6 protein-coding genes are annotated in these 3442 nt (G+C 61.5%); 5 read left to right on the plus strand and 1 reads right to left on the minus strand.

Annotated elements, in window-relative coordinates; genetic code table 11:
• The first annotated feature begins 512 nt into the window (after positions 1 to 512).
• The 5 genes from ACR652_RS15345 (at position 513) to ACR652_RS15365 (ending at position 2956) form a co-directional block, all read left to right on the plus strand.
• The gene (locus ACR652_RS15345) at positions 513 to 686 is read left to right on the plus strand and encodes a hypothetical protein (RefSeq protein ID WP_434507348.1); all 174 of its coding nucleotides are present in this window, start codon (positions 513 to 515) and stop codon (positions 684 to 686) included.
• A gap of 96 nt (positions 687 to 782) precedes the next feature.
• Entirely contained in the window at positions 783 to 1019 is a 237-nt protein-coding gene (locus tag ACR652_RS15350; RefSeq protein ID WP_434507349.1) for a hypothetical protein, read from the plus strand.
• Positions 1020 to 1900: 881 nt separating this feature from the next.
• The gene (locus ACR652_RS15355) at positions 1901 to 2101 is read left to right on the plus strand and encodes a hypothetical protein (protein ID WP_434507350.1); all 201 of its coding nucleotides are present in this window, start codon (positions 1901 to 1903) and stop codon (positions 2099 to 2101) included.
• Complete coding sequence (locus tag ACR652_RS15360) at positions 2098 to 2322, plus strand: hypothetical protein (protein WP_434507351.1); 225 nt, start codon at positions 2098 to 2100, stop codon at positions 2320 to 2322. The genes ACR652_RS15355 and ACR652_RS15360 overlap by 4 nt, the downstream gene beginning before the upstream one ends.
• A gap of 412 nt (positions 2323 to 2734) precedes the next feature.
• Positions 2735 to 2956, plus strand: coding sequence for a hypothetical protein (locus tag ACR652_RS15365; protein WP_434507352.1), 222 nt, complete (start codon positions 2735 to 2737; stop codon positions 2954 to 2956).
• A gap of 259 nt (positions 2957 to 3215) precedes the next feature.
• Here the strand turns inward: ACR652_RS15365 and ACR652_RS15370 are convergent.
• Positions 3216 to 3442, minus strand: a 227-nt coding sequence (locus ACR652_RS15370) for a hypothetical protein (RefSeq protein WP_434507353.1), incomplete at its 5' end; no start/stop codon positions are given.

The following is a 3442-nucleotide window of genomic DNA, read 5'->3' on the forward strand; positions in this document are numbered from 1 at the left end:
CATTTCCGCTCGACCAAGCGGCGTCATTCGCGCATTCTTATGGGGGTTGTTCATCCGAAGAAGTCCCGAGTGCATCGTGTGGCAACGACCACTCTCAAGCCTTCAGCTCGGGTGAACAACCTCCTCAGAGACCACACCTAGCCTGGGCTACGCGGATGTTATTGGCGAGGGCGTCGGGCTGAAGTGACAACAAAAACGCCCGGCCTGTCCATCCGAGGTCCGGGCGCTTTCGTCATCATCGGGATATGCAGGGACGATCCACCCTTGGCGCTTCTGAAACACAATCCCGCGCGGCTATGCTGCCGGCGGGAGGTGCGCCAATGGCCCAAGCATCCAAGCGAGCGGTCCAAGTCCCACTTGGGTCCATGCGCTTGGCCAAAGCGGCGTATCTCGCGGGGGCAGGCCACTCGGCAGCGGAGATAGGCGCCGCCACGGCATGAAAACCGGCCATGTCTACTGGTTGCTGTTCACCCACCACATTTGGCTCGCGCCCAAAGATAGACGCCGACGCCGTGCTCCCGCCGCTGATGGTCACTCGGAAGACGATGGAGGACCTTGAGAGCCTCTCCAAAAACCTCGCCCTCCCGCCGGACTGGATGATGGCGCGCTTGCTCGAGGCCGTGATCGCCGAGCGCAATATTGCGGGGGAACCTTTTGGATGGGGTGAAGGCGCCGAAGCCGCGTGAGGCGGCCTGATCGCGAATCCTCTGGCCTCCCAGGGTCTCCTAGCTAATATCGAGTGCCAGCGGCACGCTGCGAGCCAACGATGGGGGGACGGACGAATGGCAATCGATCTAAGCGGCGATTGGCACACGCTGACCATCCAACAGGTGGGTAATCAGGTCACGGCAACTGCCACCGTTCCCAACCCGCACTTTACACACGGCCAAGGCACGCTCGTCGGTGATACTCTGACGATGACGTTTACCGGCGGCGCCTTTGTTCAAACGCATACGGGTAAGGTTAGCCCAGACGGGCGCGCGATTTCTTGGTCAAACGGCACGGTTTGGGTCAAATAGGCTGCACCGGCCGTCCATAAGCCTCGCGCCGCCATCGCCATGCCGCGCCGTATCTTCGCCGCCGCCCATGCCGTCGCCAAGCACCGCCCGAAGGTCCAGCCGAGGCCGAGGCGCTGGCCATCCCAGAGGCGGCACCAAGCGTCTCGCATGCGTGGGGGGAGCCGGTTATTACGATGGAAAATCTGCGGCTACGGCGGCCCGGCGCGCGCGGCGAACGCAAAGAGCGGGAGCGCCTCGTCCTCCTCCAGCTCTCATCGTCCTGGAGGTCGGCGTCGCCCTGCAGCTCGTCCGCGAGCGCAATGAGCGCGCCGGCGAGGTCATCGAGGCCGGGGAGGTCGGGCGGGTCGAGATCGCCGAGGGCGTCGAGAGCGGGAGACGCTCCTCTCAAGTCCGGCGGGAGGCTAGGCGCAGTGGCAAGCCGCGATGGCCTTAGGGCACCCTCACCCTGGCGATCAACCGGGAATGCCTTTCTCGGTGTTGGGTTGCCTGGTAGAAATCATCTCAGGCGATAGATTCGTTACCACGTCCGCAAGTGGTGGTCAAACTCTTTCCATGGACGGTCGAAAAATGCTCACTGGAGCGCAAATGAGGGCGGCGAGGGCTCTGGTCCGGTGGACGGTGGAAGATTTGGCAAAGGCCGCGAAAGTCGGTGTCATGACCGTTCGCCGTGCCGAGGCTAATGATGGGCCGCCTTCGATGATGGCAAATAACCTCGCCGCGATCCAAACAGCGCTCGAGGGCGCCGGGGTCGATTTCATACACCAGAACGGACACGGGCCAGGCGTCCGCCTTCGCGACCGCATCGAGTCCAAGGAGCCGGCGTCGGACCTCGGCGCGGCAGATGGGCAATAACCGCTAGGGCCAGCGGGGGAGCACTGCCGATGAAGCTCAAAGTCGAAATGACCCTCACCGCCGAAACGGCCCAAAAGCTCCAGGAGACTGCCGAGCGCCTTGTGGGCATGGATCTCGGAGAAGACGGAATTCTCGCCGCCGTTGTGCTCTTGCGCATTGTTGCCAGCTACGAACGGGCGCGCGAAACGGCCGGTAGCCCTGCTAAGGAAAACTCAGCGAGTCACAAATGACCAAGGAAGAAGCCGAACGGGTGATCCGCCACCTAGTCCATAAATGGGCTAAGGACAGCGGCATAAACTTGGCTACCGAGCAGCCGAGTTTCTCTGCCTTCCAATCCTGGCTGCATGACAACGCATACTCGCATTATCTGAGTTTCCGGTCCGCGAACGGCGCACAATATGATGCCCAGGCGTGGTTTGATCAGGAGCTTCGCCAAACCTCGCGGAACTAGCCCGCAGTGCGTGGAGGGAAGCGACAAGACCATGAGGCAATGACCGCGCCGCTGAGCCCCACGACAATCATCGAAACGCTGCGATCGATGGGATCTTCCGGCAACTGGACAAAGGCTGGCGCATTCGGGCGCAGGGTGGCCTTGTCATTCACATGGGCAAAAATGGTCGTCTTGTGATGTCGGGCAGGAACGCCCGCAATGTGAGCAATGCGATCAAAACCGCTAACGTAAGCACGGCGAGGGGTGAGGCTTAGGAAGGGGGCTGCGAAATGTGCGAGCTCTCCTTGCTGCGCAGGTCTCTCGAGGCCGCTGGCGTGATCTTCGTGGACGAGAATGGTGAAGGCCCGGGGGTGCGGTTGAAGAAGCCCGCCAAGTGACGAATTGGGATAGCGGGGACGCATTGGAGCCGGCAGTGAATCAGAAGCTGATCGACGAGGGATTTCGCGTCGCCAGCCGGATGGCTGCAGATCGAGCTGTGGAGATTGACCGCGCCGCGCTTATGCAGGCGGTGATGTCCGTGGTCGGCGAAGCCAACGGGCAAGACCAGCCCGAGGAAGTTGCCGAGGACGCCTTGGACCTATTAGGAAAGACTCCCGGCCCATCATCATCTCGGCGGGGGCGCAGACCGTTTTAGCCTCCTGCCGGGCTCCCCAATTCTCTGCCGCATGCCGGCATGGCTATGTGACAAAATGCCAGTCGCCTTTGTTCCAAGTGCTCGGAAATTGAGGGCCAATCCGAAGTGGCCCGTAAATCTCGGCGGGGAATACTGTAACGCTGGCCGCCTGGCTCGATCCAAGCGCCAGAAGCGATTTACAATACGTTCGGCCGACGTGGGCCGCCTTTAAAAAGTTGCAAAGAAAGGCCCTTGGCGGCGACTACCAAGGGGCTTCGTATCACCTTTTGATTTTACCAGTTTCGGCCACCATAGCCGCCATGATCATGCCCATAGCCGCCGTGGTCATGTCCCCAACGATCACCGCCGCAGGCAATTCTGTAACCTTTGCGCTGCATTTCTCGACATGACATACGGTCGTCGGAATGGCCCCACCGATCACCGCGGCGACCACCATATCCATCGCGGTCGTGCCCCCAGCGATCTCCGCCGCGACCGTAGTCGTGG

It is taken from the genome of Methylocystis sp. (genome assembly GCF_051061225.1).
GTDB lineage: Bacteria > Pseudomonadota > Alphaproteobacteria > Rhizobiales > Beijerinckiaceae > Methylocystis.

Bases quoted from the DNA above. Each gene is read 5' to 3' on its own strand.
- ACR652_RS15350 (WP_434507349.1), top strand. From the start codon at position 783: ATGGCAATCGATCTAAGCGGCGATTGGCACACGCTGACCATCCAACAG.
- ACR652_RS15355 (WP_434507350.1), top strand. From the start codon at position 1,901: ATGAAGCTCAAAGTCGAAATGACCCTCACCGCCGAAACGGCCCAAAAG.
- ACR652_RS15360 (WP_434507351.1), top strand. From the start codon at position 2,098: ATGACCAAGGAAGAAGCCGAACGGGTGATCCGCCACCTAGTCCATAAA.